The organism is Mycobacterium sp. 852002-30065_SCH5024008 (genome assembly GCF_001665645.1).
GTDB classification, from domain to species: Bacteria; Actinomycetota; Actinomycetes; order Mycobacteriales; family Mycobacteriaceae; genus Mycobacterium; species Mycobacterium paraffinicum.
Window position 1 is genome coordinate 24,550 of the sequence record NZ_LZSZ01000023.1, and the last position, 25,915, is coordinate 50,464.

General features: G+C 69.5%; 26 protein-coding genes, 1 tRNA gene and 1 pseudogene. 8 read left to right on the plus strand and 20 right to left on the minus strand.

The genetic code is table 11. The features are described from left to right. Position 1: 1 nt before the first annotated feature. From mshC to A5781_RS02655, 6 genes are all read right to left on the minus strand, one after another. Positions 2-1,237 carry a cysteine--1-D-myo-inosityl 2-amino-2-deoxy-alpha-D-glucopyranoside ligase gene (gene mshC, locus A5781_RS02630; protein ID WP_067200748.1) on the minus strand — a complete coding sequence of 412 codons (1,236 nt, stop codon included), beginning with the start codon at positions 1,235-1,237 and terminating at the stop codon, positions 2-4. Positions 1,238-1,261: 24 nt separating this feature from the next. Beyond that, on the minus strand, positions 1,262-2,050 hold the full coding sequence (locus A5781_RS02635) for a 3'(2'),5'-bisphosphate nucleotidase CysQ (protein WP_067200751.1): 789 nt from the start codon (positions 2,048-2,050) through the stop codon (positions 1,262-1,264). Positions 2,051-2,149: 99 nt separating this feature from the next. After that, positions 2,150-2,965 (minus strand): SCO1664 family protein, encoded by an 816-nt coding sequence (locus tag A5781_RS02640; protein WP_082939195.1) that lies wholly within the window; start codon positions 2,963-2,965, stop codon positions 2,150-2,152. Beyond that, complete coding sequence (locus A5781_RS02645) at positions 2,949-3,536, minus strand: DUF3090 domain-containing protein (protein ID WP_067200757.1); 588 nt, start codon at positions 3,534-3,536, stop codon at positions 2,949-2,951. The genes A5781_RS02640 and A5781_RS02645 overlap by 17 nt, the downstream gene beginning before the upstream one ends. Positions 3,537-3,599: 63 nt before the next feature. After that, entirely contained in the window at positions 3,600-4,352 is a 753-nt protein-coding gene (locus A5781_RS02650; RefSeq protein ID WP_067200761.1) for a histidine phosphatase family protein, read from the minus strand. Positions 4,353-4,424: 72 nt separating this feature from the next. Next, the gene (locus tag A5781_RS02655; protein WP_067200764.1) at positions 4,425-4,727 is read right to left on the minus strand and encodes a hypothetical protein; all 303 of its coding nucleotides are present in this window, start codon (positions 4,725-4,727) and stop codon (positions 4,425-4,427) included. A 125-nt stretch (positions 4,728-4,852) separates the two neighbouring features. Here A5781_RS02655 and A5781_RS02660 point away from each other — a divergent pair, with 125 nt between their 5' ends. The 3 genes from A5781_RS02660 to A5781_RS02670 are packed head-to-tail and all read left to right on the plus strand — an operon-like array spanning position 4,853 to position 7,253. After that, entirely contained in the window at positions 4,853-5,905 is a 1,053-nt protein-coding gene (locus A5781_RS02660; RefSeq protein WP_067200766.1) for a YncE family protein, read from the plus strand. Continuing rightward, positions 5,902-6,156: a DUF5703 family protein gene (locus A5781_RS02665; protein ID WP_067200769.1), complete on the plus strand. Its 255-nt coding sequence runs from the start codon at positions 5,902-5,904 to the stop codon at positions 6,154-6,156. Before A5781_RS02660 ends, A5781_RS02665 begins: the two co-directional genes overlap by 4 nt. Before the next feature lie 26 nt (positions 6,157-6,182). After that, positions 6,183-7,253, plus strand: a complete 1,071-nt coding sequence (locus A5781_RS02670; protein ID WP_197503672.1) for a quinone-dependent dihydroorotate dehydrogenase — start codon at positions 6,183-6,185, stop codon at positions 7,251-7,253. Between the two features lie 179 nt (positions 7,254-7,432). Here A5781_RS02670 and A5781_RS02675 read toward each other — a convergent pair whose 3' ends face one another. Both A5781_RS02675 and A5781_RS02680 read right to left on the minus strand, forming a co-directional pair. Continuing rightward, positions 7,433-7,963 (minus strand): YbhB/YbcL family Raf kinase inhibitor-like protein, encoded by a 531-nt coding sequence (locus A5781_RS02675; protein WP_067200775.1) that lies wholly within the window; start codon positions 7,961-7,963, stop codon positions 7,433-7,435. A gap of 29 nt (positions 7,964-7,992) precedes the next feature. Next, positions 7,993-9,339, minus strand: coding sequence for a M20/M25/M40 family metallo-hydrolase (locus tag A5781_RS02680; protein ID WP_197503663.1), 1,347 nt, complete (start codon positions 9,337-9,339; stop codon positions 7,993-7,995). Positions 9,340-9,454: 115 nt separating this feature from the next. On the opposite strand from A5781_RS02680, the gene A5781_RS02685 reads away from it, so the two are divergent. The 5 genes and pseudogenes from A5781_RS02685 to A5781_RS02705 form a co-directional block, all read left to right on the plus strand. Then, positions 9,455-9,540 (plus strand) — tRNA-Leu (locus tag A5781_RS02685). Positions 9,541-9,740: 200 nt separating this feature from the next. Continuing rightward, a complete protein-coding gene (locus A5781_RS02690) occupies positions 9,741-11,402 on the plus strand; it encodes a PP2C family protein-serine/threonine phosphatase (protein WP_067200781.1) in 1,662 nt (553 codons plus the stop codon). 17 nt (positions 11,403-11,419) lie between these two features. After that, positions 11,420-12,502 (plus strand): B12-binding domain-containing protein, encoded by a 1,083-nt coding sequence (locus A5781_RS02695; RefSeq protein ID WP_067201026.1) that lies wholly within the window; start codon positions 11,420-11,422, stop codon positions 12,500-12,502. Further along, positions 12,499-12,885 carry an STAS domain-containing protein gene (locus A5781_RS02700; RefSeq protein ID WP_067200785.1) on the plus strand — a complete coding sequence of 129 codons (387 nt, stop codon included), beginning with the start codon at positions 12,499-12,501 and terminating at the stop codon, positions 12,883-12,885. The genes A5781_RS02695 and A5781_RS02700 overlap by 4 nt, the downstream gene beginning before the upstream one ends. A gap of 32 nt (positions 12,886-12,917) precedes the next feature. Continuing rightward, a pseudogene (locus tag A5781_RS02705) lies at positions 12,918-13,601 on the plus strand (phosphoribosyltransferase); the annotation flags it as partial. Positions 13,602-13,604: 3 nt separating this feature from the next. Here the strand turns inward: A5781_RS02705 and A5781_RS02710 are convergent. The 12 genes from A5781_RS02710 to murD form a co-directional block, all read right to left on the minus strand. Next, a complete protein-coding gene (locus A5781_RS02710) occupies positions 13,605-13,928 on the minus strand; it encodes a hypothetical protein (RefSeq protein WP_067200788.1) in 324 nt (107 codons plus the stop codon). A gap of 96 nt (positions 13,929-14,024) precedes the next feature. Beyond that, positions 14,025-14,834, minus strand: a complete 810-nt coding sequence (locus A5781_RS02715) for a DivIVA domain-containing protein (protein ID WP_067200792.1) — start codon at positions 14,832-14,834, stop codon at positions 14,025-14,027. Positions 14,835-15,094: 260 nt separating this feature from the next. Further along, the gene (locus A5781_RS02720; protein ID WP_046187069.1) at positions 15,095-15,385 is read right to left on the minus strand and encodes a YggT family protein; all 291 of its coding nucleotides are present in this window, start codon (positions 15,383-15,385) and stop codon (positions 15,095-15,097) included. A gap of 146 nt (positions 15,386-15,531) precedes the next feature. Continuing rightward, positions 15,532-16,173, minus strand: a complete 642-nt coding sequence (locus tag A5781_RS02725; RefSeq protein ID WP_067200795.1) for a cell division protein SepF — start codon at positions 16,171-16,173, stop codon at positions 15,532-15,534. A gap of 62 nt (positions 16,174-16,235) precedes the next feature. Continuing rightward, a complete protein-coding gene (locus tag A5781_RS02730) occupies positions 16,236-17,018 on the minus strand; it encodes a YggS family pyridoxal phosphate-dependent enzyme (RefSeq protein WP_067200798.1) in 783 nt (260 codons plus the stop codon). A gap of 5 nt (positions 17,019-17,023) precedes the next feature. Next, positions 17,024-17,728, minus strand: coding sequence for a peptidoglycan editing factor PgeF (pgeF, locus tag A5781_RS02735; RefSeq protein WP_197503667.1), 705 nt, complete (start codon positions 17,726-17,728; stop codon positions 17,024-17,026). A 101-nt stretch (positions 17,729-17,829) separates the two neighbouring features. Then, positions 17,830-18,981: a cell division protein FtsZ gene (gene ftsZ, locus A5781_RS02740; RefSeq protein WP_066957092.1), complete on the minus strand. Its 1,152-nt coding sequence runs from the start codon at positions 18,979-18,981 to the stop codon at positions 17,830-17,832. A 223-nt stretch (positions 18,982-19,204) separates the two neighbouring features. Next, positions 19,205-20,146 carry a cell division protein FtsQ/DivIB gene (locus tag A5781_RS02745; RefSeq protein WP_067200802.1) on the minus strand — a complete coding sequence of 314 codons (942 nt, stop codon included), beginning with the start codon at positions 20,144-20,146 and terminating at the stop codon, positions 19,205-19,207. After that, entirely contained in the window at positions 20,143-21,603 is a 1,461-nt protein-coding gene (gene murC, locus A5781_RS02750; RefSeq protein WP_067200804.1) for a UDP-N-acetylmuramate--L-alanine ligase, read from the minus strand. Before murC ends, A5781_RS02745 begins: the two co-directional genes overlap by 4 nt. Further along, a complete protein-coding gene (gene murG / locus A5781_RS02755) occupies positions 21,600-22,820 on the minus strand; it encodes an undecaprenyldiphospho-muramoylpentapeptide beta-N-acetylglucosaminyltransferase (protein ID WP_067200807.1) in 1,221 nt (406 codons plus the stop codon). Before murG ends, murC begins: the two co-directional genes overlap by 4 nt. Then, positions 22,817-24,451: a putative lipid II flippase FtsW gene (gene ftsW, locus A5781_RS02760; protein ID WP_067200810.1), complete on the minus strand. Its 1,635-nt coding sequence runs from the start codon at positions 24,449-24,451 to the stop codon at positions 22,817-22,819. The genes murG and ftsW overlap by 4 nt, the downstream gene beginning before the upstream one ends. A 6-nt stretch (positions 24,452-24,457) precedes the next feature. Further along, positions 24,458-25,915: a UDP-N-acetylmuramoyl-L-alanine--D-glutamate ligase gene (gene murD, locus A5781_RS02765; RefSeq protein WP_156624342.1), complete on the minus strand. Its 1,458-nt coding sequence runs from the start codon at positions 25,913-25,915 to the stop codon at positions 24,458-24,460.

A 25,915-nucleotide genomic window follows, 5' to 3' on the forward strand; every position in this document is an offset into this window, starting at 1 on the left:
TTTAGAGTTCTACCCCGAGCAGCGCATCGATCGCGGTTGCCACCAGCTTCGGCGCCTCGGTGTCGTGGCCGTCGTATTCGAGGGCATCGGTGGACCAACCATCAAGCGCGGCAAGCGCTTTGGGTGTGTTCAGGTCGTCGGCCAGGTATTGGCGCACCCGCGCGATCACATCGGCGGCGTCCGGGCCGGCGGGCAGGCCGGTCGCGGTGCGCCAGCGCCGCAGCCGGGAGTTGGCCTCGTCGAGCACCTGCTGGCTCCAGAACCGGTCGGCGCGGTAGTGCGCGGACAGGAGGCCCAGCCTGATGGCCGCCGGCTCGACGCCCTGCGCGCGCAACGTCGACACCAGCACCAGGTTGCCGCGGCTCTTCGACATCTTGTGGCCGTCCCAGCCGATCATCCCGGCATGCACATAGTGCCGGGCGAATCGCCGTTCGCCTCGGACACATTCGGCGTGTGCGGCGGTGAACTCGTGGTGCGGGAAGATCAGGTCGCTGCCCCCACCCTGGATGTCCAGGCCGCTGCCGATGCGGCTGAGGGCGATCGCCGCGCACTCGACGTGCCAGCCGGGCCGGCCGTCGCCGAACGGTGACGGCCAGCTCGGCTCCCCCGGCCGCGCGGCGCGCCACAGCAGGGCGTCCAGCTCGTCGCTCTTGCCGGGCCGCCGTGGGTCGCCGCCGCGCTGCTCGAAGAGCCGCAGCATGGTTTCGCGGTCGTAGCCGGACTCGTAGCCGAACTGCGGCGTGGCGTCGGCCCGGTAGTAGACGTCCGGGTAGTCGCCGTCGACGACGTACGCCGCCCCGGACGCCAACATCTTCTCGACGAGCTCGACCACCTCGGGGATCGCCTGGGTGGCCGCAACGTAATCGCGCGGCGGCAGGACCCGCAGCGCCGCCATGTCCTCGCGGAAGCGCGCGACCTCACGATCGCCGAGCTCACGCCAGTCGACACCGTCGCGGTCGGCGCGCTCGAACAGTGGATCGTCGACGTCGGTGACGTTCTGCACGTAGTGCACGGCGTGGCCGAGGTCCAGCCACTGTCGGTAGACCAGGTCGAAGGTCAGATAGGTGGCCGCATGACCGAGATGAGTGGAGTCATACGGGGTGATGCCGCAGACGTACATGGTCGCAGTCGATCCGGCCGCCACCGGCCGCACCTGCCGGTCGGAGGTGTCATACAGCCGGAGCTCGGGGCCACGTCCCGGCAACACCGGAAGCGGCGGAAACTCCCACGACTGCATGGCATCGACTCTAAACGCGGTGGCCTAGCGCCATGCGTCGCGGATGGCAGCGAGCAGGATCGGTGCCACCTCGGCGCGGCACATCACGAAGTCGGGTAGGTACGGATCGAACTGGTTGTAGCGCATCGGCGAGCCGTCCAACCGGGACGCGTGCATCCCGGCGGCCATCACCACCCCGGCCGGCGCGGCCGAATCCCACTCCCACTGGCCGCCCGCGTGCAGGTAGGCGTCGACGTCGCCGTCGATGATGGCCATCGCCTTGGCGCCCGCCGAGCCGATGGCCACCGGCTGGATCGCGAGCGATTGGCGCATCCGGTGCAGCACGAAGGGCGGCCGGCTGGCGCTGACGGCGATGCGAAACGTGTGCGGTATGCCGACGCGCGCGGCGTCGGCAGTCACGGTGTCGGTGCGGTACACGGTGTTCCCGCGGGCCGGCAACGACACCGCGGCGTCGGTGATCTCCCGCTGGCCGTTGCTGGGACGCTGCCAGAGCGCGATGTGCACTGCCCAGTCGTCGCGGCCCGGCGTGGAAAACTCACGGGTGCCATCCAGCGGGTCGATGATCCACACCCGGTCGTGCTTGAGTCGGACCAGGTCGTCGTAGGCCTCCTCGCTGAGCACGGCATCGTCAGGGCGCTCGGCGCGTAGCCGCCGCAGGATCAGCTCGTTGGCCAGGGTGTCCCCGGCGTCGCCCAACGCCCACGGATGACCGAAGCCGATCTCGTCGCGCACTTTCAGCAGCAACTCCCCCGCGTCCGCGGCGAGTTCGGCGGCCAGTGCGGCGTCGGTCAGCTCATCCGGGGCCTGGCTCACCGGTTCAGTATCGCCGACGCCCGTGCGGGGCTTAAACCCGTGGCGGCGACCGGCCGCGCCCGGCTACGCCGCGCTTGCCATCGCCTCACACGTCCGGCCCTAGAAGGCCGGCCACGGAATGGGTCGGTGCCGGTTGGGTCCCGGCATCACCGGATCGTCCAGGAGCGCGTGCGCGCGCCTGCGCAGCGCCGCGATCTCCGCCCGCGTGATGTGCTCGGCCAGTTCGTCGCACAGCGCGCCCGTCAGGGCCTCGGTGAGCCCGGCGACCGCCTCCATCATCTTCTGGTCGACCGGCTTGTTGGCCCAGCCCCACAGCACCGTGCGCAGCTTGTTCTCGACATGCAGGCACACACCGTGGTCGACGCCGTAGATGTGGCCCTCAACGTCACGCAGAACATGACCACCCTTGCGGTCGGCGTTATTGACCAGCACGTCGAAGACCGCCATCCGCCGCAGCCGGATGTCGTCGGCGTGCATCAACACGACCTCGTCGCCGGCATAGTCGTAGGCCCGCAGCACCGGCAGGTAACCGGGTTGGGGTTGGTTGGCGGGAAACAGGTCGACCAGGTCAGGGCCGGGCCTCGGGTCGGAGTCGGCCGCGTCGCCCGGTTGGTCCACCCAGAGTTGCAGCATGCCCGGACCGGCCGGCCCGTGACGAATCACCGTGTAGGGCACGATGTTCCACCCCAACTGCGTCGACACCAGGTAGGCCGCGAGTTCGCGACCGGCCAGCGTTCCGTCGGGAAAGTCCCACAGCGGGGCTTCGCCGGAGATCGGCTTGTAGACGCAGTGCACGGTCGATTCGCCGAGCGTGGACTCGCACAAGAACGTGGCGTTGCTGGCTGAGCGGATGCGTCCGATGACCGTCAGCTCGCCGTTGCGCAACACCTCACGGTCGTCAGGCCTCAAGTTCATCGTCAGGCCCGAGCAGCGCGCTGCGCCTATACCCGTTGGCGCGCGCGCAGATATGGCCCTCCGGATCCAACGGTTCGTCGCACAGCGGGCACGGCGGGCGCCCCGCTGAGATGACGCGGTTGGAGCGCGAGGCGAACTGCCGCGCCGACTCCGGCGTCAAGAACACCCGCACCGCGTCGGGCCCCTCGTCGGTGTCATCGAGCACGACCGACGCGTCGAATTCGGCGTCGGTGACGGCCAGCAACTCGACCACCACGGTCTGGGCCTCCGAATCCCAGCCCAGGCCCATGGTTCCGACCCGGAACTCGGCATCGACGGGGGTGATCAGCGGGTTCAGGTCTTCGACCTCGGCGGGCTCCGGCGGCACCGGGGTGCCGAACCTGCGATTCACCTCGAGCAGCAGCGCACCGATGCGCTCGGCCAGAACCGCCACCTGCTGCTTCTCCAACACCACCGACACCACCCGGGCATCGTGCACCGCCTGGATGTAGAACGTGCGGTTTCCGGGCTGACCAACGGTCCCGGCCACGAAGCGGTCGGGTGTGCGGAAGACGTGAATTGCGCGGGCCATGGCACCTCCAAAATACCGGCTGTTGCCTTCGCCGTGCGATTCGATTGCCCCGCGACAGCTGAATTAATCAGTCGAGCCGCCGAGCACCGCGTCGCCGGACGGTACGGGCGCGGCCGGCTGTTCCGTTGGCCCCGCCCCGGACTCGCCGTCCGTCTTCGCCTTCGCCTCATCCTGGGGCGGCGGTCCGGCCCGCAGCGCTGCAGCCAACTTCGCACCGGTGTGGTTGACGTGCAACACAAACGGGCGCAGTTCGGTGTATCGGATCACACTCACCGACGCCGGGTCGGCGGTGACCCGCTGGAACGCGTCCAGGTGCATGCCGTAGGCGTCGGCGACGACCGCCTTGATGACATCACCGTGAGTGCAGGCCACCCACAGGGCGTCGCCGCCGTGCTCCGCCGCCAGCCGCCGATCGTGTTCCCGGACGGCGGCCACGGCGCGCGCCTGCACCTGCGCCAGCCCCTCGCCGCCGGGGAACACCGCCGCGCTCGGGTGGGCCTGCACAACCCGCCACAGCGGCTCCCCGGCCAGCTCGGCGATCTTGCGGCCGGTCCACTCCCCGTAGTCCACTTCGGCGAGCCGGTCTTCGATGAGCGGCTCGAGGCACAGCGCCTCGGCGAGCGGCTCGACGGTGCGCCGGCAACGCAGCAGTGGCGAACTGATCAGCCCCCGGATGGGCAGGTCACCGATCCGGTCGATCAGCCCGGCGGCCTGATCGCGGCCCTTGTCGTCAAGGTCGACGCCCTCGGAGCGTCCGGCGAGGACGCCGGCGGTGTTCGAGGTGGAGCGACCATGGCGCAACAGGATGACCGTCATGCCGCGGTGTCCCACCGAGACGTCGCCCAAACCACGATCACGACCGTACCCGGTGCGGGTGCGGGTTCTTGACTAGCGCGTGACCGGGACCGCGTGCGCCACCGAGTCACGAACGGCGGCGATCAGGCTGCGCTCGTCGGAGACGTCGATATCGACCAGGCTGCGGATCGCCCTGGCGACCACCTCATCCGCCTGGGGAACTGGCCCGGCAAGGCGCGGTCGGTAAATCTCGACGACAAGCGATCGGTGCTCGATGTGGAACGCAAAACTGCGCCCATCACCGACTTGTCCATACCCGCTGGCGAAAATGCCTGTCGACAAATCCTCGACAGCAAACTCTTTCTCCGCGGTATGCCGGTCAACGGTGACGGCCATGGCCCGACCATACCTCGCCCGCGGGACTTGATGTAGGCGACATGGCCATATTGGATGCGAAGGCGTTCCTTAGTATGCCTAGTCCATAGTCGTTACGCGAGGGAAAATAATTGCTGTCAACGCACATGCGTCGCCGAGCGCCAGCTCACCGGAGTCTACTTGGCATCGCGCTTTTGCTGGGCGCCGTCACGGGATGTTCGTCGAATACATTCAAATCCGCGCCGCCCACCATCGAACCGGCCGTGGCCGCCGTGTCGCCGCCGGTGTCGCAGAACCCGGCCGGCGAGGTGCGCGCGCTGGCCGCCCGCGCCTCCGCCGCGGCGTTCGACGGCGGCACCCACCAGCTGGCGGTGCTGGCGCTCGCCGCCGCTCCGCCCGGGCCTGCCACCGTCACCATCTTCGGTGACCCCAGGGCCGCACCGCGCGTCATCGATCTGCCGGTACCGGCGACGTCGTTGACCGACGACGGCCACGGCAGGCTCTTCCTGGCCGTCCGGGGTGGCTATGTCGTAATCGACCTGACTACCGGCCACACGAGGCAGGTGAACGTCACCGACGCCGAGCAGGCCGACTTCACCGCGGTGGCCCAACGCGCCGACGGCAAACTGGTGCTGGGCAGCGCCGACGGGGCCGTCTATACCCTTGCCTCGCCGACGCCGGGCAGCGTCGACACCGCTACCGTCGGCAGCCGGACCAAGATCTTCGCCCGCGTCGATGCGCTTGCCACGCAAGGGAATACGACGGCGGTCCTGGACCGGGGGCAAACCTCGGTGACCACGATCGGCGCCGACGGTCAAGCCCGCCAGGCGTTGCGGGCGGGCGAAGGCGCAACCACCATGGCCGCGGACCCGTGGGGCCGGGTGCTGGTCGCCGACACCCGGGGCGGCCAGCTGCTGGTGTACGGCGTCGACCCGCTGATCTTGCGACAGGCCTATCCGGTTCCCCAGGCGCCATACGGCCTGGCCGGCTCCCGCGAGTTGAGCTGGGTAACCCAGACCGCTTCCAATATGGTGATTGGTTACGATCTGTCCACCGGAATTCCCGTCGAAAAGGTGCGTTACCCGACCGTGCAGCAACCGAACTCACTGGCCTTCGATGAAGCGTCAGACACCTTGTACGTGGTGTCGGGGTCCGGTGCGGGGGTTCAGGTCATCGATCACGCGGCGGGTAAGCGTTGACCGCGCCGCGCCGAAGTCAGTTGCCCGTGGGCTGGGACACCGAGCTGTCCGACGAATACGAGTGGGTGCCGCTGCGCCTGCCGCCTGAGGTGACCCGTGTCAGCGCGTCCATCCGGCTGTCCATCGAGGCCGAATACCGGGGCTGGGAGCTGACCCGGGTGCGGCTCTACACCGACGGCAGCAGACGAGTGCTGTTGCGCCGCAAGAAGTCTCGTCTGGACAACCGCCGACCCGACCAGCCGCAACTGTGACGATGGCCCCACCGCGCGAAGGCCTGGTGTACGGCCTCGTGCGACGGCTCTTCTTCCTGATTCCGCCCGAGCGCATCCACACGCTGGTCTTCGCGGTGCTGCGTGGCGCCACCGTCGTCGGCCTGACGCGGCGGCTGTTACACCGCCTGCTTGGCCCTACCGATCCGGTGCTGGCGAGCACGGTGTTCGGGGTGCGGTTCCCGGGTCCGGTCGGGCTGGCCGCCGGCTTTGACAAGGACGGCAAGGGGTTGATGACCTGGGGCGCCTTGGGATTCGGGTACGCGGAGGTCGGGACCGTCACCGCGAACGCGCAGCCCGGCAACCCGCCCCCGCGGATGTTCCGGCTGCCCGCCGACCGCGCCCTGCTGAACCGGATGGGCTTCAACAACCTCGGCGCCGGCGCGCTGGCGATCCAGCTCGCGCGTCACCGACCCGACGTCCCGATCGGGGTCAACATCGGCAAGACGAAGTCCACGCCGGCCGCCGACGCCGTCGACGACTACCGGGCCAGCGCCCGCCTGGTCGGGCCGCTGGCGTCCTACCTGGTGGTCAACGTCAGCTCGCCGAACACGCCCGGCCTGCGCGACCTGCAGGCGGTCGAGTCGCTGCGACCAATCCTGTCGGCCGTCCTCGCCGAGACGTCGAAGCCGGTGCTGGTCAAGATCGCGCCCGATCTTTCCGACGCCGATCTCGATGATGTGGCCGACCTGGCTGTCGAGCTGGGCCTGGCAGGGATCGTCGCCACCAACACCACGGTGTCGCGTACGGGCCTTCGGACGCCGGGGGTCGACGCGCTGGGCCCCGGCGGCATTTCCGGGCCGCCGGTGGCACGCCGCGCCGCCGAGGTGCTGCGCCGGCTCTATTGCCGGGTCGGTGATCGCCTGGTGCTGATCAGCGTCGGTGGCATCGAAACGGCCGACGACGCGTGGGAACGCATCACCGCGGGCGCGTCGCTGCTGCAGGGCTACACCGGCTTCATCTACGGAGGAGGCTTGTGGCCCAAGCGCATTCACGACGGCATCGCGCGCCGGTTGCGCGACGGCGGGTTCGCCTCGCTCAGTGATGCCGTCGGCTCGGCTGCACCGAAACGCGGTTAGTCGCGCTCCTCACCATGGTCCCGTAAACGGGCTAGTGGCCTCATACTCCAGTGCCTCCCCTTCGCGCCGCAGACGCTGGTGGAAATCAAGCAAATCCATCAACTCCGCGAAAGACGCGCCACGAGTTGACGCTTCGTCGAGAGCGGCGAAGAGCGCCGCGACTGCGTAGGGACGCGCGGCTACTTCTGTTCGTAGATGCCGTGAATAACGGCACGCGCGATCGCGTGCTGGAAAAGGTTGAAGCCAAGGTAGGCCGGGCTGGCGTCCTCGGCGAGGTCCAGCTTGTCGACGTCCACGGCGTGCACCGCGATGAAGTACCGGTGCGGCCCGTGCCCGGGCGGCGGCGCCGCACCGATGTAGCGGCGCATCCCGGCGTCGTTGACCAGCGTCAGCGCGTCACCGGGCAGGTCGCTCCCGTCCCCCGCCCCCGCGGGCAGTTCGGTGACGTCGGCCGGCAGGTTGGCCACCGCCCAGTGCCAGAACCCCGAGGCCGTCGGCGCATCGGGGTCGTAGACGGTGACGGCGAAGCTGCGGGTCTCCCCCGGGAATCCCGACCAGCTCAACTGCGGGCTGACATCTTCTCCACCCGCGCCCATGATCCCGCTGACCTGTGGCTTGGCCAGCGACTGGCCGTCGGTGATCGACTCCGATGTCAGGGTGAACGTCGGCAGCTGCGGCAGCGCGGCGTACGGGTCGGGCGCGGTGCTCATGAGCGATCCTCTCGTTACGTGTCGTGTCTTCAGCAGTGCGTCAAGAAGTGTGCCAGCACTTCGGTGCCGAACCTCAGCGCGTCAATGGGTACCCGCTCATCGACACCATGGAACAACGCGGTGAAATCGAGGTCCGGCGGCAACCGCAGCGGGCTGAAACCGAAACAACGAATACCCAAGCGCGCGAACGATTTTGCGTCAGTGCCGCCGGAGAGCATGTAGGGCACCGTGCGGCCATCCGGGTCGAGGGCCAGCACGGCGGCGTTCATGGCGTCCACCAGGTCACCGTCGAAGCTCGTCTCATAGGACGAGAAGTCTTTGATCCACTCCCGTGTGACGTCCGGGCCGAGCAGTTCGTCGACCTCGGCCTCGAACGCCTCCTTACGGCCCGGCAGGATTCGGCAGTCGACCACCGCTTCCGCGACGGCCGGGACGACGTTCGCCTTGTACCCGGCCTTGAGCATCGTCGGGTTCGCGGTGTCGTGCAGCACGGCCTTGAGCATGCGGGCCATCGGGCCGAGCTTTTCGACTGCCCCCGCCAGGTCGCCCGACTCGACGTCGAACGTCAGCCCGGTCTCCTCACTGACGGCCGCCAGGAACTGGGCGACGGTGTCGGTCAGTACGAGGGGAAACTGGTGCCGGCCCAACCGGGCGACCGCCTCGGCGACGGCGGTGACGGCGTTGCGGTCATGCACCATCGATCCGTGTCCGGCCGGGCCGCGGGCAGTCAGCCGCATCCAGGACAAACCCTTCTCGGCGGTCTCGATCAAATAGAGCCGGCGTTCGCCCCCGTCGCGGCGGGGCACGGTCAACGAGAAGCCGCCCACTTCGCCGATCGCTTCCGTGACGCCCTCGAACAGGTCGGGCCGGTTGTCGACCAGCCACCGCGCCCCGAAGGTGCCGCCGTGTTCCTCGTCGGCAACGAAGGCGAACACCAGATCCCGTGGCGGCACGATCCCGGCCTGCTTCAACCGCCGGGCCACCACGATCATCATGCCGACCATGTCCTTCATGTCGACCGCACCGCGGCCCCAGACGAAGCCTTCCTTGACCGCGCCGGAGAACGGGTGCACGCTCCACTCGGCCGGCTCGGCCGGCACCACGTCGAGATGACCATGGATCAGCAATGCGCCGCGCGAGCTGTCGGCGCCCGCGAGGCGGGCGATCACGTTGCCGCGGCCCGGAGCACCCGATTCCACATATTGGGGCGCATACCCGACCTGGGCGAGTTGCTCGGCGACCCACTGCGCGCACTCGGCCTCGCCCCGCGTCGTCTCCGGTTCACCGGTGTTGGTGGTGTCGAATCGGATCAGCCTGCTGACGACCTCGACCACGTCGTCACTCGGGCTGTTCGGGAACTCGGTCTGGGCGGTCACAACCACCTTTCCTACCACTGCCGGGGCCGCCGGGCTCGGTGCTGAGCGGCCCGGCTGGGTTGGGCGCGCGTGAGACAATCCGATAGCCTTAGCTGCCAACCCATGCGGTTGGTTTGTCCGAGTGGCGGAATGGCAGACGCGCTAGCTTGAGGTGCTAGTGCCCTACTAATGGGCGTGGGGGTTCAAGTCCCCCCTCGGACACGCATGGCGCACGGTCGCTTCTCGCGTCGGAGTCGGGAGAGACGGCCCTGTAGAGTTTCCGCTATCGGGGTCGAGAAATGGCCCTTCCGCTGCACGATCGACGCTCGGCCAGTACGAACGACCCTCTCTCGCAAGCTAGTACGCCTAGGGTCGGCGTAGCGTCAGCAAGATCAAACTTTCTGCGTTGACAGGTCAACCGCATGCATGATGGTGCCCACGTAGGCGTCGAGATCGACCTCGACGCTTTGTGGGCGGCCGTGCCCTGCCCCACGCTGGTCATCGATCGCGAGGGAATCGTGCGGGCGCTGAGCGGATCGGCCCAGTCCCTGCTGCCCGGTGCGACGCAGGGCGGCCGGATCGACGAGTCCGTTGACTGGCTGTCGCGCGCGCATCACCGTCTCGTCCAGCTTGACCCCGATGCCGTCGATCGGAAGGCGTCCGTCGTGTCGGGAAGCGTGGAGAGTCGAAAATTCGACGCGCACGCAGCGGTTCTGCCCAGCGGTGAGGTGGCGTGGTCGCTGGTCGAGGACACCGGCCAGTTGTTGCGGGAGGCGCAAGAAGCGCTGGCGCGCGAGCAGGAACGCACGGCGATCCTGCTCGAGGCGTCTTCGGTGTTGAACGCGTCGCTGAACGTCGACCGCTGCCGGGAAGCGACGGTGCAGATGGCCACCCGGCACCTGTCGGACGCGGCGGCGCTGGTGGCCCCCGCGGGCCGCGGCCGGCGGCTGCCGGTCTTCTACAGCAGCGCGGCCGGGGCCGTTGAGCAATGCAGCGTCGACGCCGACCCAGCGGTGGTGGCGGGTTTGAGCGAGGCTCTGCACGGGTTCCCACCCGTTTCCTCGGGCTGGATCGATCCCGTGACGGTACCCGATTGGCTTGTACCGCAAGATTTCTCGGGCCCGGTGGGGTCCGTGATGATCCTGACGCTGCCCGGGCACGGGGTTTCGGCGGGGGCTCTGGTGTTGCTGCGGCGCACCGACCGGCCGGTGTACAGCGCGGACGAAGAACTCTTCGCCGGCCTGTTCGCCGCGCGTGCCGGGGCGGCGTTGTCCGCCGCACGCCTCTACGCCGAACAGGCCGCCATCACCCGCACCCTGATGCGTGACCTGTTGCCTCCCCCGCTGCACGGGCTGCACGGCATCGAATTCGCCGGCGGCTACCGGGCTTCGAAGGATTACGAGGTCGTCGGCGGCGACTTCTATGACTTCCATCCCGCCGCGCGCCCCGAGGACGAGACGCTGGTGGTGCTGGGCGACGTGTGCGGTAAGGGGCTCGAGGCCGCCGTGATGACCGGCAAGATCCGCAACACACTGCAGGCCCTGACGCCGCTGGCGCAGGACCACGAGGGTGTGCTCACGCTGCTCAACCGCGCCATGTTGTCGTCGGACCACACCCGGTTCGCCACGTTGGTCCTGGCCTCGGTCGCCTACCGGGACGGCCAGGTAATGCTGCGGTTGACCTGCGCCGGGCATCCGCCGCCGTTGATCGTGCGCGACGACGGGCAGGTGGAAGAGGCCAACACCAAGGGCACGCTGGTCGGCGCGCTGGAGCGCATCACCGTGCAATCGTTTGAGACTTCCCTGGCGCCGGGCGAGACGTGCGTGCTGTACACCGATGGCATCACCGAGGCCCGCGGCGGTCCGCTGGGCGATGACTTCTTCGGTGAGCAGCGCCTGGCGGCCGCACTGACCGGATGTGCCGGAATGCCGGCCGAAGCGGTCGTCGAGCGCATCCTGATGCTGGCCACGCAGTGGGTGGGGCAACGCGTGCACGACGACATCGCGATCGTGGCGATCACCGCCCCGCAGCGCACCCACCTCAGCGCCGTCGACGGCCACACCCGGGGCAGGTACGTGGCATGAGGTCCTACGACACCGATATGACCGCCCCACGCGCTACCGGTGCCGCCGACGAACTCGTGATCCGCGAGCGGCTCTGGGGGGCCCTCGCGGACCGGGACGAGTACGCGGCGGCAGCCACCGTGTTCGCCGCGATGGATGCGGGCATGACGCCCGAGGACGTGCTGCTGGAGGTGATCGCCCCCGTCCAGCGCAAGGTGGGCACGGAATGGGCCGCCAACCGCGTCAGCGTCACGCAGGAGCACGCGGCCACGGCCATCAACGACCGCGTCATCGCCGCGCTGGCCCACCACCCCACCAGCAAAACCCCGGCCCATGGTGGTCGAGTCACTCTGGCCTGCGTGGACGGTGAGTGGCACGCTTTGCCCGCCCGGCTGCTGGCGGAGGTCCTACGGCTGCGTGGCTGGCAGGTCGACTTCCTCGGGGCGCAGGTCCCGACCCCGCACCTGATCGCCCACCTGCACCAGCACGGACCCGATGTCGTGGCGCTCTCCTGCTCGATCCCCACCCGGCTGCCCAACGCGCACGCCGCGATCATCGCGTGCCAGTCCGCCGGTTTCCCCGTCCTGGCCGGCGGGGCCGCGTTCGGCCGCGACGGCCGTTTCGCCCGGCAGCTGAGCGCCGACGCGTGGGCACCCGACGCGCGGACCGCCGACAAACGCCTGCGCCGCGGATTCCCCGCCGTTCGACGCACTTTCAGCCGCCAGCCGGTCAATGACCTGCCGCATCTGGCCGACCAGGAGTACACCATGGTGAGCCGGAGCGCGGGTCAGCTGGTCAAGTCCACCGTCGCCGATTTGGAGGACCGCTTTCCCGCCATGCGCGCCTACTCCACGCCGCAGCGCCAGCACACCGTGGAGGACGTCGCCCACATCGTCGACTTCCTCGCCGTGAGCCTGTACACCGACGACGACGCGCTGTTCGCCGACTTCATCACCTGGACGGCCGACATCCTCGCCGCGCGGGGCGTTCCGGCGGCGTCGCTTCACCCCGCGTTGGATTTGCTGGATGCACAACTCAAGGAGTTCCCCCGCAGCCAGCGCCTGCTGCGCACAGCAAACGATGCCCTCGGCGCCGTCGCCGGCCCGGGAGCGTCCCGATGAACCTGTTCCTGAGCGTCGCCGCGACAAGGCGATCGGCCTGCGTGCAGGTCGCCGGCGACCTGGTCTACGAAACCGTCGACGCCATGGTGGACGCCGCCGGTCAACTACTCGCCCGGCAGCCCGCCCTGGCTGACCTGCATCTCGACCTCTCGGAACTGGCATTCTGCGATTCCGCGGGTCTGTCCGCCCTGCTCCTGGTCCATCGCCGCAGCTGTCAGGAGGGCGTGCGTCTGCACCTGGACCACCGACCGCGATTCCTCGATCGCATCCTGGACGTGACCGGTACGTTCGAGCATCTCGTCACCGCGTCCCACTCCGATGTGGGGACGGCGAGCCCGGACCGGCGCGATCAGAACACCCCAGGAGAATCCCGGGTTCGCTGACCGGCGGCCGCCACGAAAGCCCGTAGGGTGGAATGCGACCGATGACACCCAATGGATTCCTCCGGCGCACTGCGACGCGCACGTTCGGCGACCGTCGCGAGGCCGGTCACGCGCTGGCCGAACAGCTGATGTCCTATCGCGACAGGGATGACGTGCTGGTCTTCGGGCTGGCCCGCGGCGGCGTCCCGGTGGCCTGGGAGGTCGCCGCGGCGCTGCACGCCCCCCTGGATGTGTTTCTGGTCCGCAAGCTCGGGGTGCCGCGCTGGTCGGAGCTCGCGATGGGCGCGGTGGCCAGCGGAGGTGGCGTCGTGATGAACGACGACGTGGTGTCCAGCCTGCGCATATCCGACGAACAGGTGCGCGAGGTGATCGAGAGCGAGACGGCCGAACTCGCCCGCCGCGAGGACGCGTACCGGGGCGGGCGCCCGGTGGCCGACCCGCGCGACAAAGTGGTGATCTTGGTCGACGACGGGATCGCCACCGGTGCCAGCATGCTGGCCGCCGTCCGAGCGGTGCGAGCCGCCGGACCCCGATCGATAATCGTCGCGGTCCCCGTGGGACCGCCGTCGAGCTGCCGTGAGCTCGAGCTTGAGGCCGACGAGGTGGTGTGCGTGACGATGCCGCCCGGGTTCGAAGCCGTCGGCCAGGTGTACGGCGATTTTCACCAGGTCAGCGACGACGAGGTGCGCGCGGCGCTCGCCACGCCCACCGGCTGAGTGCTACTTGGCGGCCTCGTCACCGCGGCCCTCGGCCGGCACCGCCGACTCTTCGGTGGCCTCTGAGTCGGCTTCCCCCGGTTCGTGCGGGGCGTCCTCGGGATAGTCGACGGCCTCGTCGCCGGCATCGGCCTGAACGTCCTCGTGCTGGGCTGCTCCGCCCGCGTCGCGCCGCTGCCGCTCCTGCAGCGCGTCGATGATCAACAGCACCACCCCGAGCACGCTGGCGCCGATGCATACCCAGGCCACCAACTCGTTGCTCGTGACCACGGCGAACACCAACGCGACGAGCCCGACCAGGGCCAGTACCAGCGCAATGATCAGCATCGGTCATCCTCCAAGCGGCGAGCGGGACAGCCAGTTCGTGTGCAGGTCTAGTGTGCCAACCGCGCAGTTCGGCGAGTGTCCGGCACGCCTGTGAGGCTAGTTGTTACCCCGATTGAATTGGTCGAATCCGCCTGCCTCGGCGCTGGAGTCGACGGGCGCCGCGGATCCGCGCTGGCCGAGCTCTTCCAGCTGCGATTCCAGGTAGGTCTTGAGCCGGGTCCGGTACTCGCGTTCAAAGGTGCGCAGCTGCTCGAGGCGGCCTTCCAGGACGGTGCGCTGCTGGTTGATTGTGCCCATGATCTCGGAGTGCTTGCGTTCGGCGTCGGCCTGCAGGGCGTCGGCCTTCTCCTGGGCCTGACGCAGCTGGGTCTCGGAGCGGGTTTGCGCATCCGAGAGCATCGCGTCGGCGCGCTGCCGGGCCTCGGTGACCGTGGTCTCGGCGGTCTGGCGGGCCTCGGTGAGGATCTGGTCCGCGTTGGCGCGGGCGTCGGCCAGCATCTTGTCCGACTCGGCCTTGGCGGTGCTGGTCAGCCGGTCGGCGGTGTCCTGGGCCAGGCTCAACACCCGAGCGGCCTTCATGGCCTGTTCCTCGTTGCTCGCCGCGGGGGCGGCGGGAGCGGCGGGTGCGGCGACCGGTGCCGCCTTGGGCGCCGGCTCCGGCTCGGGAACGGGGATCGCCTGGGTGGGCGCGGCCGCGGGAGCGGCGCTGGCGCCACCGCCGGCAGCAAGCTCCTGGTCCAGTTCCTCGATCCGCTGACGCAGATCGCTGTTCTCTTCGATGAGCCGCGTCAGCTCGGCCTCCACCAGATCGAGGAAGGCGTCGACCTCGTCTTCGTTGTAGCCCCGCTTGCCGATCGGTGGCTTACTGAACGCCACATTGTGGACGTCGGCTGGTGTAAGCGGCATTGTTTCGTCCCCTCAAGTTCCTGTCTAACGTTCTGGAAAGTGTAGAACGCAGTGGTAGCCGTCGCGCAACTGCCGTCCATCCTGTCACACCAGGCGCGACGGTTGCTGTTTAGGCCAATAAATAAGAACCAATTTCAAACACTCAGGGCAATAAAATCCGAAACCTTAGAATTTTTAAATCGCAGGCACCAAACCGAGGCTAAAACGTGGCCGAACCGTCTCCAGGCTGGAAGGCGGCTCCCGCCGACGGCCGGATCGGCTTACGCCGCGGCGCCGAAGGCCAGCTGCATGCCGATGAACGCGACCAGCAGCAACACCATGATCGACAGGTCGAAACGGACCGCCCCGATGGTGAGCTGTGGGATCAGCCGCCGCAACAACTTCACCGGCGGATCCGTTATCGACATGATGATCTCGAGGATCACCACCGTGAAACCGGTGGGATGCCAGTCACGGCTGAACGAGCGAATGAACTCGACGACAACCCGGGCGATGAGCAGCAGCCAGAAGATGAACAGCGCAAACCCAAGGATCTGAAAGAACAGCACCAACTGAAGAGCCCCGACCTTACCGATGAGAAGTCAAGCGCCGCGGGCTTTCGCGGCGCCTGCCAGCGTACCGACTCCGGGCCTCGGGCCACATCTCAGCCGGTCCGGCCACCGAAGCGGCGCCGAACCCGGCGCCGCTCAACCGCGGGTTATTGGTAAGCGTAGAAACCGGTTTCGGCGATCCGGCGACGCTCCTCGGGGGACACATCGACGTCCGCGGGCGAGAGCAAGAACACCTTGGTCGCCACCTTGTCGAAGGAGCCACGCAACGCGAAGGCCAAGCCTGCCGCGAAGTCGACCAGCCGCTTCGCGTCGGCGTTGTCCATGGACACCAGGTCCATGATGACCGGGGTGCCGTCGCGGAACCGCTCGCCGATGGTGCGGGCCTCGCTGTAGTCCTTGGGCCGCAGCGTGGTGATCTTCGAGAGCGGGTGGCCCTCTTCGAACATCATCGCCATCCGGCGCGGGTCCATCGCCAGCGCGCCGCGGGTGGAATTGCGCAACCAGGATCCGAAGCGCGGCCTGCCCATCTCGGGCCGCTCGAACTCGCGGGGGTGGACGGCGCCGTAGCGCGGCTCCTCCCCGTAGCCGCCGCGGTAGCCGCTCGGCGGCGGGTAGTCGGCGGGCTCGCGCGGGTCGTCGTAGTCACGCCCCTCGTAGCGGCCGTACCCGTCGTCGAAACGCGGCCGCGGAAAACCGCGGGAGGGCGCGTGGTCGTCGTAATACTCGTCGTCGTAGTCGTCCATCGGGGCCATACCGAAATAGGCCTTGACTTTGTGCAGTGTGCTCATTGCGTTGACCCCTTCTAGCCCCTGATGCTTGGTGTCAGTGATGAAGATGTGACTACAGTGACTTAATACGGTGACGGTAGCGGCCGGGGACCCAATAGCGCGGTACCGACACGCACACACGTCGATCCGTGTTTAACGGCAATTTCGAAATCGTCGGACATGCCGGCGGACAGGCCGACGGCGTTCGGATGGGATTCCAGGATGCGCAGGTGCTCGGTTCGCAGGCGTTCGAAGGCCGCGTCGGGACTCGATCCCAGCGGCGGAATGGCCATCAGACCGGCCAGTTCCAGGCACTTCGCGTCCTCGGTCTGAGCGCACAATTGGTCGACCGCTCCCGGCGCCGAGATGTCGACGCCGCCCCGCGTCTCGTCGCCGTCGAGGCTGACCTGGATGTAGACCCGCATCGGATCGGAGCGGCGGCCCTCGGCCAGGGCCGCCGACACGCCCCGGTCGAGCGCGCTGACGAGGTGGGAGCTGTCCACCGAGTGGGCGGTGTGCGCCCAGCGGGCAACCGACCGGGCTTTGTTTCGCTGAATGTGGCCCACCATGTGCCAGCGCAGGGCCGGTACGTCCGCCCGCGACGAGGCCGCTAAGAGTTTGGTGACTTCGCTCACTTTTGCCGACGCTTCCTGATCCCGCGATTCGCCGACGGCCCGGCAACCCAATCGCGACAAAGTCACGACATCGGTTGCTGGAAAGAATTTGGTAATCGGCAGAAGTTCGATTTCACCGACATTGCGACCCGCCGCTTCCGCTGCCGCCGCAAGGCGCGAACGCACGGCCGCTAATGCGTGGGTCAATTCCGTTTCGCGGTCGCTGTGACTCTCCGGGGCCCCACCCGCCATCGCAGTCACTCCATCCACACCAGCGAGGCCAGCCGCCCGGTTGGGGCGTCCCGGCGGTGACTGAACAACGTCGGGTCGGCCACGGTGCACCGCGGATCGATGTCGATGGCCGTGACACCCAACTGCTTTAGCTGGCAAGCGATTCCGGCCCGAAGGTCGAGTCCGGGGGTGCCCACCGCGGTCGTGGTGCGGCTGCCGGGCAGCGCGGCCTCCACCTCGTCGGCCATGGCGGCGGGCACCTCGTAGTTGCGCCCACTGACCGCCGGTCCCAGCAGGACCGAGATGTCTTCGACGTGCGCACCCAGCCCCAACATCGCCTCCACGGTGCGGGCCACCACCCCGAGCTGGGCGCCGACGCGGCCCGCATGCACCCCTGCGGCCACGCCGGCGCGCGCGTCGCCCAACAGCACCGGCACACAGTCGGCGGTCACCACGGCCAGCGCCAGTCGCGGGGTGCTGGTCACCAACGCGTCGGTGCCGTCGACGGCGCTCCGGGGCCCGTCGACCACCTCCACCCGATCACCGTGGACCTGATTCATCCACACCACGCGGTGGGAACCCAGGCCGATGGCTGCCGCCAGCCGATCTCGGTTGGCAGTCACCGCCGCCGGATCGTCGCCGACGTGGTCGCCCAGGTTGAAGGTGTCGAACGGTGGTCCCGAGACACCGCCCGCGCGGCTGGTGGTCACCCGCCGGATGCGCACGCTCACCTTTTCAGTATCCGGAGTGCACTGCCTGCCGGCGGGCAGCGCCATCCAGCCCCTGATTTTCGTGGCCGGTTTGTCGCGCACTGGCAAGCAAATCGAGACCCTCAGCGACGCATGAACGGCGGCACGTCGACGTCGTCGTCGTCACCGCCGATATTCAGCGTGGCGCCGTTGGTGTGGACCGGCACGCTGACGGCGTCGACGGGTTCGAACAGGGTCGAGGTGAGCTTGCCGGCCTTCGCCGACTCGATCCGGTGCGCCCCGCCCTTCTCCGCCGCCGTGCCACCCACCACGGGCTTGCGGCCGGCGCCGGCGGCGTCGAAACCCGCTGCGATGACGGTGACGCGCACCTCGTCACCCAGCGAATCGTCGATGACCGTGCCGAAGATGATGTTGGCGTCCTGGTGGGCGGCGTCCTGCACCAGCGAGGCCGCCTCGTTGATCTCGAACAGGCCGAGGTCACTGCCGCCGGCGATCGACATCAGTACGCCGTGGGCGCCCTCCATCGACGCTTCCAGCAGCGGTGAGTTGATCGCGATCTCGGCCGCCTTGAGCGAGCGTCCTTCGCCGCGCGCGGAGCCAATGCCCATCAGGGCCGTGCCCGCGCCGGACATGATGCCCTTGACGTCGGCGAAGTCGACGTTGATCAGGCCGGGCGTGGTGATCAGGTCGGTGATGCCCTGGACGCCATTGAGCAGCACCTCGTCGGCGCTGCGGAACGCATCCATCAGGGACACGGCGGCGTCGCCCATCTGCAGCAGCCGGTCGTTGGGGATCACGATGAGGGTGTCGCAGCTCTCACGCAACGACGAGATGCCACTCTCGGCCTGGTTGCCCCGCCGCTTGCCCTCGAACGAGAACGGCCGGGTGACCACGCCGACGGTCAACGCGCCCAGCTTTCGCGCGATACTGGCCACGACCGGCGCGCCGCCGGTGCCCGTCCCGCCGCCCTCGCCGGCGGTGACGAACACCATGTCCGCTCCGCGCAGCAGCTCCTCGATCTCGTCCTTGGCGTCCTCGGCGGCCTTGCGGCCGACCTCCGGGTCCGCGCCGGCGCCCAGCCCGCGGGTGGAGTCGCGGCCGACGTCGAGCTTGACGTCGGCATCGCTCATCAACAGCGCCTGCGCGTCGGTGTTGATCGCGATGAACTCCACGCCCTTGAGACCTTGTTCGATCATTCGGTTCACGGCGTTGACGCCGCCGCCACCGATACCCACGACCTTGATGACGGCCAGGTAGTTATGCGGGGGGGTCATCATTCGTTTTCCTCCCTGGTGGGCTCAGTTCTGCGCGACGGGTTTCCTTCCCGAGCGTCCGCGGTCCTCCCTGGCAAACCCTCAACCTCAACCATAGAGTTAGAGTTATGTCAAGTAGTTCCGCGCAACCAGAACGGTATGGGTATGGCGCGCCCTAACCCCGCAGGCGCGCCGAAGCGCCGCCCGCAAATTTTTTCTGTTACGGCGGTCACACGGGGCGCCGCTACTTCACCGTTGGGAGATCCGGGCTCGAGACGTCGTAGGTCCGTCCGGGCTGGGTCAGCAGCGCGGCCAGCTTCTCGGCCTTCTCGTCGGTGCGATCGGTCGTCCCCCAGATGACGACGCGACCGTCGCCCAGCGTGAGCGTGATCGAGGCCACCGAGGGGGCCGCGACCCGGCCCACCTGACCCGCGACTTCGGGCCGCAGCGCGGTCAGCACCTGCAACGCGGCCTTGGTCGCCGGGTCGTTCGGGCCGGGGTCGGCGACGTCGAGGTACGGCAGCGCCGGCGGCGGCGGCCCGGTCGCGAAATCGACGCCGTCACGGTCGAAGAGGTGCGGACCGTCCGGAAAGTCCTTCACCGCCACCGGAACTCGCTCGACGATGGTGATGCGCAGAGCCGACGGATACTGCCGCTGCACCCGCGCGCTGGCCACCCGCCGGATCGCCGCCACCCGGTCGGCGACCTGGTTGGTGTTGATCTGCAGTAGCGGCGTCCCCGGCCGCACCCGCGCCGCGTCCAGCACCTCTTCCCGGGTCACCACCCCGGTGCCGACCACGACAATGTTGCGGGCCGACATCGCGGGCGTGAAGTAGAGGATCAGCGCCAGCCCGATCCCCAAGACGACCAGCAACACCGTCACCAACAGCATCTTCAGGCCACGGACCACGCCCCGCGCGACGGGTTTGGGCTCGTCGACCGTGCGTCCACTCACCCGGCGCTTGGCCTCGCGGCGGGCTTCCTCGATGGCGGTGGCGCGCTCCTGCGCGGCGCGGCGTTCGGCTCGTTCGCGGCGGGCCCGCCGGCGTGGTCCCTCGAATTCGTCCGGTGTGACCGGGGTTTCGGCTCCGGGTCCCCCGACGAACAGCGGCTCGGTGACCTCGTCGCCGGCGGGCTCGCCCACGTGCAGATTGCCCGTGTCCTCGGCGTCGTTCGGCTGGGTCATCGCAACACCCCCGGCCGGCCGGGCGCGCTGCGGTTGTCCCTGTCCCGCAGCGCGGTCACGATCTCCGGCCCGAGCAAGGTCACATCGCCCGCGCCCATGGTGACGATGACGTCGCCGGGGCCGGCCTCCGCGGCCACCTGCTCGGCGACGGCGGAGAAGTTGGGCAGGTAGCGCACCGGCGCGCTGACGTGCTCGGCGACGCTGGCGCCGCTGACACCGGCGAGCGGTTGCTCGCGCGCGCCGTAGACGTCGAGGACGAACACCTCGTCGGCCGCATCGAGTGCGTGACCGAACTCCGCGGCGAATTCCTTTGTGCGCGAATATAAATGGGGCTGGAACACCACCAGGCTGCGACCGCCGCCGCTCTGCTCGAGGACCGTGCGGACCGCCGCCAGCGTGGCGCTGATCTCGGTGGGATGGTGGGCGTAGTCGTCGAAGACGCGCACCGACCCGGCGTTGCCCACGAGTTCGAACCGGCGGCGCACCCCCTCGAATCCGGCCAGCCCGTCGAGCACCGCGTCGACCGGGGCGCCGATCTCGATCGCCGCCAGCAGCGCGCCCAGCGCGTTGAGCGCCATGTGCCGTCCGGGCACCGACAGCCGCATCACCCGGGGATACTTTTCGCCCGCCAGCTGGACGTGCGCGACCGCCTCGGTGCCCTGCTGCTCCCAGGACAACAGGGTGGCGGCGTGGTCCTTTTCCGGCGCGGATCCGTAGCGCAGCACCCGGATTCCCAACTCGGCGGTGCGCCCCGCCAGCGCGGCAGCGCCCGGGTCGTCGACGCACACCACCAGCGCTCCCCCCGGGGCGAGCCGCTCCACGAAGGCGTCGAACACCCCGACGTAGGCGTCGGCGCTGCCGTAGAAGTCCAGGTGATCGGCCTCGATATTAGTGACCACCGCGACGTTGGGCGTGTACTCGAGCAGCGAGCCGTCGCTTTCGTCGGCCTCGGCCACGAAGCAGTCGCCGCTGCCGTGATGGGCGTTGGTTCCGGCCTCCCCCATCTCGCCGCCGACCGCGAACGACGGGTCACGTCCGCAATGCTGCAGCGCCACGATCAACATGGACGTCGTCGTGGTCTTGCCGTGCGTGCCGGTGACCATCAGCGTCGTGCGCCCGTCCATCAGGCGGGCCAGCACCGCCGGCCGCAGGATCACCGGGATGCCGCGCCGCCGGGCTTCGACGAGCTCGGGGTTGGTCTTCGGGATGGCGGCGTGGGTGGTGATGACCGCGGTCGGGCCGCCCGGCAACAGGTCGAGCGACGACGCGTCGTGGCCGATGCGGATCGACGCGCCCCGGGCCCGCAACGCGTGCACGCCGCGCGACTCCTTGGCGTCCGACCCGGATACCAGCGCGCCGCGGTCCAACAGGATGCGGGCGATGCCCGACATGCCGGCGCCGCCGATGCCCACCATGTGCACCCGCTGCAGCTCGGGCGGCAGCTGTTCGGCGTTCACCGTCGCCCTCCCGCCGCTGCCTTCCTGGCGATGTCCAGCGCCGCCTGTGCCACTTGCCGCGCCGCGTCGGGGTGCCCCACGCGCGCGGCGGCCGTCGTCATCGCCGCCAACCGCGGCGGGTCGTTGAGCAGCCCGGCCACCTCGCGGGCGACCAGCTCCGGCGTCAAGGCGGCGTCGGCGACCACCATTCCGCCCCCGGCGTTGACCACGGGCAGCGCGTTGAGCCGCTGCTCGCCGTTGCCGATCGGCAGCGGCACGTAGATGGCCGGCAGGCCGACCGCCGAGACCTCGGCGACGGTCATGGCCCCCGACCGGCAGATCGCCAGGTCGGCGGCGGCGTAGGCCAGGTCCATCCGGTCGAGATAGGGCAACGCCACGTACGGCGGGTCACCGGGTTGGCTCTGTCGCAGCTCGAGGGTGTTTTTCGGTCCGTGCGCGTGCAGTACCGACACGCCCGCGGCGGCCAGGTCGGCGGCGGCCCCGGACACGGCCCGGTTCAGCGACACGGCGCCCTGCGAGCCGCCGAACACCAGCAACACCCGCGCGTCGTCGGCGAAGCCGAAGTGCCTGCGCGCCTCGGCGCGCAGGGCGGCGCGGTCCAGCGAGGTGATGGCCTCCCGCACCGGTATCCCGACCACCTCGGCGCGCGGCAGCCCGCAATCGGGCACCGCGGCGAGCACCCGGTCGGCACGGCGGGCGCCGACCCGGTTGGCCAGCCCGGCGCTGGCGTTGGCTTCGTGGATCAGCACCGGGACGCGGCGCCTGCGGCCGAGACCGCGGGGAATCCCGCGGGCGGCGAGGTACGCCGGTAGCGCCACATATCCGCCGAAGCCGATGATGACGTCGGCGTCGACCGCCTCGAGCACGGCCCGCACCTCCCGGACCGCGCGCCACACCCGCGGGGGCAACCGGGCCAGGTCGCCGCTGGGCTTGCGCGGTAGCGGCACCGGCGTGATCAGCTCGAGGTGGTAACCGCGCTCGGGCACCAGCCGGGTCTCCAGCCCGCGGTGGGTGCCCAGCGCGGTGATGCGAACCTGCGGATCGAGCGCGCTCAGCGCGTCGGCCACCGCCATCGCGGGCTCCACGTGACCGGCGGTGCCCCCGCCGGCCAGCACCACCGACAGCGGCTTGAGGGGCTTAAGAGCCGACAACGCGGCACCGGCGGGCTGGGGGGTTGCCCCCCGCCCGCCGGCCGGCTTGCTGACCGTGTCGTTCACCCGTAACGCTGACCTTCCAATGCGCGAGCGCGCCGTGCCTGGCGCTGGCCGGCGTACCGCTGGCCAGATCCATGATGCACCGCCTTGCGGGCCGGCCGGGCGGCTGTGCTGGAGAAGGCCGGCCGCAGCGGTTCCTCAGCCTTGCGGGAACGCTTGCGGGCGGGCGCCTGGGCGGCCTTCCGGGTGCCGTTGCGCGACGGGGCACCCTTGGCCGGTTGCTTGCCGCCGCGCTTGCGGTCGCGGAACGACTCCAGCCGGGTCGGCACGTACGGCTGGGGCAGGGGCAGCCGCAGGAACCGGTTCACCTTGTCGTCGCGGCCGGCACGCAGCGCGGCCACCGCCTCTGGTTCGTGACGGGCCGCGTTGGCCATGATCCCGATCATGAAAAGCGTTGCCGCCGTGGAGGTTCCGCCCGCGGAAATGAGCGGCAGCTGAATGCCGGTCACCGGCAGGATCCCGATCACATAACCGATGTTGATGAACGCCTGGCCCAGCACCCACATCGTCGTGGTGGCGGTCAACAGCCGCAGGAACGGGTCGGCCGAGCGCCGGGCAATGCGCATCCCGGTGTAGGCGAACAACCCGAACAGGACGAGCAGGCCGAACGCGCCCACGAAGCCCAGCTCCTCGCCGATGATCGCGAAGATGAAGTCGTTGTGGGCGTTGGGCAGGTAATTCCACTTGGCCACGCCCTGCCCCAGGCCGTCGCCGAAGATGCCGCCGTGTGCCAGGGCGAACTTCGCCTGGCGGGCCTGGTAGCCGGTGTCCATGGGGTCGTTCTCGGGGTTCATCCAGGACTTCACCCGGTCCGAGCGGTAACCCGCGGACATGGCCAGGATCGCGCCGGCCATGACGACCGCCAGCAGCGAGGTGGCGAAGACGCGCAGCGGCAGCCCGGCGTACCACAGCAGCGCGAGCAGGATGATGCCCAGCGACACCGTCTGCCCGAGGTCGGGCTGGGCCACGATCAGCGCCAGCGCGATGACCGCGGCCGGGACCAGCGGGATCAGCATCTCGCGCAGCGAGGCCCGCTCCAGCCGGCGGGCCGCCAGCAGATGCGCACCCCAGATGGCGAAGGCGATCTTGGCCAGCTCGGACGGCTGCATGGAGAAGCCGGCGATGACGAACCACTTCCGCGACCCGTTGGCCAGGTTTCCGATGCCCGGCACCAGCACGAGCACCAGCAGGATGACGGTGACGACGTACCCGGTGAAGGCGACGCGGCGGATGAACCGCACCGACATGCGCAGCGAGGCGTAGCAGGCGATCAGGCCGATCACCGTCCACAGCACCTGCTTGCCGAAGATCACCCAGGCCGACCCGTCGGCGTCGTAGGACCGCACCCCCGACGCCGACAGCACCATGATCAGGCCGAGCGTGGTCAGCAGCCCGGCCACCGCGATGATCAGGTGGAAGGAGGTCATGGGCCGGCTCAGCCAGGCGCCGAACCGGCTGCGCTCTTCGTTTTTGACCTGCGTTTTCGCGGCCGGCTTGGCCTCCGAAGTGCCGGCGGTGCTCACGGGGCCGGTCGCCTCGTCGGCGTCGGCCTCGCCCGGCTCGGCCGCGGCGGTGTCGGCGGTCGCTTCGGTTGCTTTGCCCCGGCCTCTCAGCCGGGCCAGCGGATTACCCACGCCCGCCTACCGGGTGGCCGCGCGGACGGCGGCAGCGAAGGCGTCGCCACGGTCGGCATACCCGCTGAACTGGTCGAACGACGCGCCGGCCGGCGCCAGCAACACCGTGTCGCCGGGCCGGGCCAGGTCGCGGGCCGCGGCCACCGCCGCGGTCATGACGGAAGTGCCGAGATCCCCGCCCGAAGGTTTCACTTCTGTCACATCTGCACCAACAACCACAGCCGTCGCATTCATATCAGCATCCTCGCCTGTCACAACCTGGACGACGGGCACATCCGGCGCGTGTCGCGATAACGCCTCTGCAACCTCTTCGCGATCTCGGCCGATGAGCACCGCGCCGACCAGCCGGGGGGCCATTTTGGCGACCTCGGCGTCCACCGATGCGCCCTTGAGCAAACCGCCGGCCACCCACACCACGCGGGGGTAAGCCAGCACGGACGCCTCGGCGGCGTGCGGGTTGGTGGCCTTCGAGTCGTCGACGTAGGTGATCCCGTCGGCGACCGCGACCACCTCGGCCCGGTGCCGGCCCACCCGGAAGGACGCGATCGCATCGGCGATCGCCCCGGCCGGCACACCGACGCTGCGCGCCAGCGCCGCCGCGGCGAGCGCGTCCAGGATGCCGACGGGCCCCGGCACGGGGATCGTTTCGACGGGCAGCAGCGCGAGGTCGTCGGCGAAGGCGCGGTCGATGAGTTGGCCGTCGCGCACGCCCAGTTCGCCCGTCGCCGGCTCGCCGAGCCGGAAGCCGACGCGCACCGGGGCCGCGGCGGTATCCAGCAACGCGGCCGCCCGGGCGTCGTCGAGCCCCACGACCGCCACCCGGCCGTCGAGCACCCGCGCCTTGGCCGCCGCGTACTCGGCCATGGTGGAGTGCCAATCCAGGTGGTCTTCGGCGATGTTGAGGACGACGCCCGCCTCGGGCCGCACCGAGGGCGCCCAGTGCAGCTGGAAGCTGGACAGCTCGACGGCCAGCAGCTCGGCGGGCGCGTCGAGGACATCGAGGACCGGATCGCCGATATTGCCGCACAACAGGCTGCTCCGGCCCGCGGCGGTCAACATCGCGTGCAGCATCGACGTCGTGGTGGTCTTGCCGTTCGTGCCGGTCACCACCAGCCAGCGCCGCGGGGGCCCGTACTGGCCCGCCGCGTCGAACCGCCAGGCCAATTCCACGTCGCCCCAGACCGGCACGCCCGCCGCCGCGGCGGCGACCAGCAGCGGTGTGTCCGGCCGAAATCCCGGGCTGGTGACCACCAGCGCGTAGTCCGCAACGCTTTGCGTGGCCGCCGGCGTGGTCGCGGTCGCCACGCCGGCTTCGGCGTAGCGCCGCAGCGTGGCCGGGTCGTCGTCGCACAGGGTCGGCGCCGCGCCGAACCGGGCCAGGGCCGCCAGCACCGCCTTGCCGGTGACGCCGCCGCCGGCCACCAGCACGGGTGCGCCCGGCACCAAGGGCTCGAGCCCGGGCAC

Excerpts from the sequence above, each read along its gene's own strand:
- mshC (WP_067200748.1), bottom strand. The coding sequence starts at position 1,237 with ATGCAGTCGTGGGAGTTTCCGCCGCTTCCGGTGTTGCCGGGACGTGGC.
- A5781_RS02640 (WP_082939195.1), bottom strand. The coding sequence starts at position 2,965 with ATGAACTTGAGGCCTGACGACCGTGAGGTGTTGCGCAACGGCGAGCTG.
- A5781_RS02645 (WP_067200757.1), bottom strand. The coding sequence starts at position 3,536 with ATGGCCCGCGCAATTCACGTCTTCCGCACACCCGACCGCTTCGTGGCC.
- A5781_RS02650 (WP_067200761.1), bottom strand. The coding sequence starts at position 4,352 with ATGACGGTCATCCTGTTGCGCCATGGTCGCTCCACCTCGAACACCGCC.
- A5781_RS02655 (WP_067200764.1), bottom strand. The coding sequence starts at position 4,727 with ATGGCCGTCACCGTTGACCGGCATACCGCGGAGAAAGAGTTTGCTGTC.
- A5781_RS02660 (WP_067200766.1), top strand. The coding sequence starts at position 4,853 with ATGCGTCGCCGAGCGCCAGCTCACCGGAGTCTACTTGGCATCGCGCTT.
- A5781_RS02675 (WP_067200775.1), bottom strand. The coding sequence starts at position 7,963 with ATGAGCACCGCGCCCGACCCGTACGCCGCGCTGCCGCAGCTGCCGACG.
- A5781_RS02690 (WP_067200781.1), top strand. The coding sequence starts at position 9,741 with ATGCATGATGGTGCCCACGTAGGCGTCGAGATCGACCTCGACGCTTTG.
- A5781_RS02695 (WP_067201026.1), top strand. The coding sequence starts at position 11,420 with ATGACCGCCCCACGCGCTACCGGTGCCGCCGACGAACTCGTGATCCGC.
- A5781_RS02700 (WP_067200785.1), top strand. The coding sequence starts at position 12,499 with ATGAACCTGTTCCTGAGCGTCGCCGCGACAAGGCGATCGGCCTGCGTG.
- A5781_RS02710 (WP_067200788.1), bottom strand. The coding sequence starts at position 13,928 with ATGCTGATCATTGCGCTGGTACTGGCCCTGGTCGGGCTCGTCGCGTTG.
- A5781_RS02715 (WP_067200792.1), bottom strand. The coding sequence starts at position 14,834 with ATGCCGCTTACACCAGCCGACGTCCACAATGTGGCGTTCAGTAAGCCA.
- A5781_RS02725 (WP_067200795.1), bottom strand. The coding sequence starts at position 16,173 with ATGAGCACACTGCACAAAGTCAAGGCCTATTTCGGTATGGCCCCGATG.
- A5781_RS02730 (WP_067200798.1), bottom strand. The coding sequence starts at position 17,018 with ATGGCGGGTGGGGCCCCGGAGAGTCACAGCGACCGCGAAACGGAATTG.
- ftsZ (WP_066957092.1), bottom strand. The coding sequence starts at position 18,981 with ATGACCCCCCCGCATAACTACCTGGCCGTCATCAAGGTCGTGGGTATC.
- A5781_RS02745 (WP_067200802.1), bottom strand. The coding sequence starts at position 20,146 with ATGACCCAGCCGAACGACGCCGAGGACACGGGCAATCTGCACGTGGGC.